The organism is Streptomyces sp. NPDC047971 (assembly GCF_040653355.1).
GTDB lineage: Bacteria > Actinomycetota > Actinomycetes > Streptomycetales > Streptomycetaceae > Streptomyces.
This window is the reverse complement of the sequence record NZ_JBEZNW010000086.1, coordinates 1-5,131: the sequence shown is the minus strand read 5'-3', so window position 1 is coordinate 5,131 and position 5,131 is coordinate 1. Positions and strand designations below refer to the sequence as shown.

Genomic DNA, 5,131 nt, shown 5'->3' with positions numbered 1-5,131 from the left:
TCGTGGTCGAGGACCGATTCGAGCGCGGAGACCAGGTTCCCGGCCGCCGTGCGCACGAACTCGCCCACCACGCGCGGATCGATCGGAGCCACCGCATCCACCGCGACCCAGAGGTCGTCGCCGTTGTCGTCAACAGAGACAAGCAGCGGGTAGTTGGTGCGCTCATGGGAGAAGACGGTCCTGATGCCGTCCATGCCCTGGCCCGGTTCCCGGGCGCCTGTGTCAGCGCCCCTGCCGTTGTGGCGGTAGTTGAACAGGGTCGTGAAGAGCGGTGCACTGCCGGGCATCCCACTGGCCTGCTGTGCCACCGTGAGCGGGGCGTGTTCGTGCTCCAGGAGCTCCGCCAGCTGGTCACGCATCGCGGTGACCGACGCGAGGGCGCCGAGCCGATCCGTACGGACTCGGACCGGGAGCGTGTTGAGGAAAGGTCCCGGCACCCGGCCGGCGCCTTCGCCTGCGTCCATCCGGCCGAACAGGATCGTCCCGAAGACCACGTCCTCCCGACCGCTGACCGCGGCCAGGACCCGGGCCCAGGCGACGTGCATGAGCGTTGCGGGGCTGGCGCCGAGACGTCGGGAGACATCCCGGAGGCGCGCGGTCAGATCATCGTCGAAGGGCACGGCTTGGCGTGTCGAGTCGGCGCCGTCACCGCGTACGTCCGCGACGCCGAAGGCGGCGGTGGGCTCGGTGACGTCGCCGAGCAGGTCGACGAAGTACCGCTCGTGCTCCGAGCGCTCGACGGCACCGCGCGTCTGCGCGACGAAAGTCCGGAACGGCAGCGGTTCCGGCAGCTCTGCACCCCGGCCCTCCAGGAACGCCCGCACCTCCGCCATGAGTACCTCGATGGCTGTGTGGTCGCGCACCATGTGGTGGACCCTCACCAGCGCCAGCCACTGATCCTTACCGGCGCCGCGGGCCGCGTGGACGCGGATGAGCGGCGCCTCACCGAGGTCCATGGTCGAGCCGCCGGCCGCGACCAGGTCGGCGACCGCGTCATTGCTGCCCCCTGCCTCGCCCGTGCGTGCCTCGTCCAGAGTGACCTCGGTGACGGGCAGGGTGGCGTGGCGCCACACGACCTGAACCGGCTCGCGTACCCCCTCCCACACGATGGAGGTGCGGAAGATGTCGTGGCGGTCGAGGACGTTCTGCAGGGCGCCGAGGAAGGTGTCGAGACGCTCGCGCGAGTCGAACTCGACGACCGTGGGCAGGACGTACGCGTCGTCGCCGCCATCCGCGAGGAGGTGGTGGAAGAGCAGCCCCTCCTGGAGAGGGGCCAGCGGGTACACGTCTGCGACGTTCGCCGCACCGCCGTCGACAGTGGCGACGACGGTCGCGATCTCGTCGGCCGTGAGGTCGACGAGCGGCAGCATCTCCGGCGTGATCTCGGTGGCACCCGCCGGGATCAGGTTCGGCGGTACGTCCACCTGCTGGGCGCCCGCCGATGCGGCAAGCCCGGCCGGGGTCGGCGTCTGGAACAGTGCCCGCACGGACACCGTGACACCGCGCCCGCGCAGGATCTCGACGAGACGGATCGCGAGGAGCGAATGTCCGCCGAGCCGGAAGAAGTCGTCGTCCACGCCGACCCCGTCAAGGCCCAGGACCTCGGCGAAGGCCGCGCACAGGATCTCCTCGCGGGCGTTCGACGGGCCGCGGCCGCCACCGGAGGCGTACTCGGGTGCGGGCAGGGCCTTGCGGTCCAGCTTGCCGTTGCCTGTCAGCGGCAGCGCGTCCAGGACCACGACCGCCGACGGCACCATGTGCTCCGGCAGCCGCTGAGCCGCGAACCGGATGACGGCCTGCGGGAGGGCGGTGGCGTCCCCGTCGGTGTCCGCCATGGCGACGTACGCGACCAGCCGTCGGTCTCCCGGGATGTCCTCGCGGGCGGTCACTGCCGCCTGCGCGACCAGGGGGTGTGCGGCGACCGCCCCCTGGACCTCACCCGGCTCGATCCGGAATCCACGGATCTTGACCTGGTCGTCGGCCCGGCCGGCGAAGACCACCTGCCCGTCAGCCGTCCACTTCGCCCGGTCACCCGTCCGGTACATCCGCCGGCCCGACTCGTACGGGTTCGCCACGAACCGCTCGGCGGTCAGAGCCTCACGCCCGACATAGCCACGCGCCACCTGCGCACCAGAGACGTACAGATCCGCGACCACCCCGATCGGAGCCGGCTGCAGGTACGCGTCCAGCAGATAGAAGCGGGTGTTGGCGACCGGTGTGCCGATCGGCGCGACACCCTCAGCAACGTCCTCGGCGGTGAGTCGTGTCGTAGCGACACCGATCGTGGTCTCCGTCGGCCCGTAATGGTTGTGGACCTCCCGGTCACCCGCAGCGGTGATCAGCTCCCGCAGCCACACCGGAGAGGCCGCCTCACCACCCAGAACCAGCGACCCGGCCGGCAGAACACCATCCACTCCACCGGCCGCCGACAGCGCGGCCAGGTGGGAAGGCACCGCCTTGAAGTGATCGATCCGATGCTCGGCAAGGTATGCCGCGACCGCCTGCGGGTCGGTCACCGCACCCTCATCGAGGATGTGCAGCTCACCACCGGTCGCGAGACTGGCGAACACCACCGTGTTACCGAGGTCGGTCGCCTGCGCCTGCAACAGCGCATACCGCGCACCCGCCCGGCCGAAACCGACCCGCTCGGGCACGGAACTCACATAGTTCGCCACACCGCCATGAGTCACGGCCACACCCTTGGGCTGACCCGTCGAACCCGAGGTGTAGATGACATAGGCCAGCGACTGCGGTGCGACATGACGCTCGGGACGGTCGGTCGACGCCGCCGCGAGCTGCATCTCCACGAACGCGTCATCGATCGCCACCAGACGCGAACGCCCGGCCGGCAGCTCGTCAAAGAGGTCTCCGGTGGTCAGCACCAGCGCTGCCCGACTGTCGCGCAGCATGTATGCGATCCGGTCCGTCGGCTGCCCCGGATCCACCGGCAGATAACCCGCACCCGCCTTCCAGGCACCGAGAATGCCCGCGATCATGTCCACACCACGCGGCAGACACAGACCCACGACGGCCTCGGCACCGATGCCCTGACCGGCGAGGTAGTGCGCGATCCGGTTCGCCCGCGCATCCAGCTCTCCGTAGGAGATCCCCTTGCCCTCGGCGACGAGTGCCACGGCGTCCGGGGTGAGATCCGCCCATCGCTCGAACAGTGCATGCACCAGGGGCGGTTGCCGGTCATCCGCAGTGTCGTTCCAGCCGGTCAGCACTCGGTGACGCTCGGACTCGTCGAGGACCCAGATAGAGCTGAGCGCGCGGTCGGGGCGGGCGGTCGCTTGGTCGAGAACGCGGGTGAAGCGTGCGGCGAGGCGCTCGACCGACGCCGCGTCGAAGAGGTCGGCGGCCGCCGTCACCGAGCCTCGCAGGCCGGCCGGGGCTCCCGTCGGGTCGAAAAGCTCGCGGACGGAGACGTCGAGGTCGAACTTGGCGGCTCGGGTGCCGACCGCTCGCCCCTCGGCCGCCGGGTCGGAGGGGTCGACGACGGTCCGCTGGTTGTTCTGGACGGTCAGCATGACCTGGAAGAGCGGGTGCCGGGCCAGGGAGCGGGCCGGGGCCAGCTCCTCGACGAGCTTCTCGAACGGCACGTCCTGGTGCTTGAAAGCCGACAGGACGGTGCCGCGTACCTGTGCGAGCACATCGCGGAACGTGGGGTCGCCGGACAGGTCCGTACGCATCACCAGCGTGTTGACGAAGAAGCCGACCAGGTCGTCCAGTGCCTCGTCCGTACGTCCCGCCACGGAGGTGCCGAGGGGGATGTCGGTGCCGGCGCCGAGCCTGGACAGCAGGGTGGCCAGGGCCGCGTGAAGGACCATGAACGTCGTGACACCCTCGGCACGCGCCACCGCCGCGAGGCGCGCATGCACTTCGGCGGGGACGCTCAGCGGGGCGACATGGCCGCGGTGCGAGGCCACCGACGGACGGGTCCGGTCGGTGGGAAGCTCCAGCTCTTCCGGCGAGTCGGCCAGCCTCTCGCGCCAGTAGGTGATCTGGCGGGACATCATGCTGTCCGGGTCTGTCTCGTCTCCGAGCATCTGGCGCTGCCAGAGGGCGTAGTCCGCGTACTGGACCGGCAGCGGCTCCCACTCGGGGGCCCGGCCACGCACGCGCGCCTCGTAGGCGGTCGTGAGGTCCCGGGCGAGGGGACCTTCCGACCAGCCGTCGCTCGCGATGTGGTGCAGGACGACGACGAGGACCCGCTCGTCGGCACCGACCTCGAACAGAGAGGCCCTGATCGGGATCTCGGAGGCGAGGTCGAACGCGTACCGCCCGGCCTCATCCACCGCACAGTCCAGCTCCGCGGGGGCGACTTCGGTGACCGTCAGCTGCCAGTCGAGCTCGTCGAGCCCGACGATCCGCTGGTGGGGCTCCCCGTCCGCGACGTCGAAGACCGTGCGCAGCACCTCGTGCCGCCCGATCACGTCACGCAGGGCCGCGCCGAGCGCGTCGCGCTCCACGTCGCCCGGCAGCCGCAGCACGACAGGAACGTTGTACGTCGAACTCGGACCTTCCAACCGGCTGATGAACCACAGCCGCCGCTGCGCGAATGACAACGGAATCATCAGGACTCCTCCTGGTTACGCATCGGCTGCAGCGCCGGCCTGGTTGACTTCACGTTTCCGAGCTGCCCGGCGAGGCCGGCCACGGTCGGCGCGTCGAACAGCGCCGCGATCTCCACCTCGGCGCCGAGCACCGTCCTGAGGCGGTTGACCAGGCGCACCGCGAGCAGTGAATGGCCACCGAGTGCGAAGAAGTCGTCGTCGACCCCCACCTCGGGTACGCCCAGAACCTGGGCGAACACCTCGCACAGGACCTCTTCCTCATGACTCCTGGGCCTCCGCCCGGAGCCGGCCGTCCCCGTGTAGTCGGGAGCGGGGAGGGCCTTGCGGTCGAGCTTGCCGTTGGCGGTCAGCGGGAGGGCGTCGAGGACCACGACCGCCGCCGGGACCATGTGCTCGGGTAGCCGGTTGCCGGTGAACTCTCGTACAGATGACGGAAGTTGTTCTTGGTCGTCAGGTTGCGTCGGGACGACGTAGGCGACGAGGCGGGTGTCCCCCGGCACGTCCTCCCGGGCGATGACAGCAGCCTGCGCGACCTCTCGATGCGCAGCGACCAC

Annotated in this window: 2 protein-coding genes; both read right to left on the bottom strand. The window is 70.2% G+C overall.

The genetic code is table 11. The annotated features are described in order from the left end of the window. The coding region (locus AB0D99_RS35465; protein WP_362372309.1) for an amino acid adenylation domain-containing protein at positions 1–4,577 on the bottom strand (4,577 nt) is incomplete at its 3' end. Further along, positions 4,577–5,131, bottom strand: a 555-nt coding sequence (locus tag AB0D99_RS35460; RefSeq protein WP_362372306.1) for a phosphopantetheine-binding protein, incomplete at its 5' end; no start/stop codon positions are given. The genes AB0D99_RS35460 and AB0D99_RS35465, both read right to left, overlap by 1 nt.